We start from the raw sequence: 372 nt of genomic DNA, 5'->3' as shown, positions 1-372 counted from the left end.
GTACGCGCGTGGGCTCGCGCAACAGCGGCCGAGATCCTCGAGTCCAAACCCGAGGAGCGACGCGCGTTCATCGAGGAGGCGATCGTCCAGGCTGACGATCGTGTCCGCGTGAGGGCAGCGTCAGGGAGCGGATCCCGCCGAGCGCTTCCCCGAGCTGGCCGGGAGGAGTCGGGGGCGCACCTGGTCAACGTCCGGTCTCCTCCTCCGCGCTCTCCGCCGTCGCTCGAGGAGAACCAGCGCGTCGAGTTCGAGGTGGGCGAGGGTCACCTCTCGGCGTCGCCGCTCGAGGGTCGCCTGCATCCGCGAGCGCAATCTCTCAGTGCACTCGGCTCGGAGTAGATCTTGAGCGCCTCCTCGAGCGTCACCGTGAAC

Annotated in this window: 1 protein-coding gene; it reads left to right on the top strand. The window is 69.1% G+C overall.

Features of this window, described 5'->3' with window-relative positions:
• The coding region (locus KHA85_RS17285) for a hypothetical protein (RefSeq protein WP_213186727.1) at positions 1-339 on the top strand (339 nt) is incomplete at its 5' end.
• Positions 340-372 lie beyond the last annotated feature (33 nt).

This window comes from Dietzia massiliensis (genome assembly GCF_018390595.1).
GTDB lineage: Bacteria > Actinomycetota > Actinomycetes > Mycobacteriales > Mycobacteriaceae > Dietzia > Dietzia massiliensis.
This window is presented reverse-complemented; position numbering and strand designations above follow the sequence as displayed.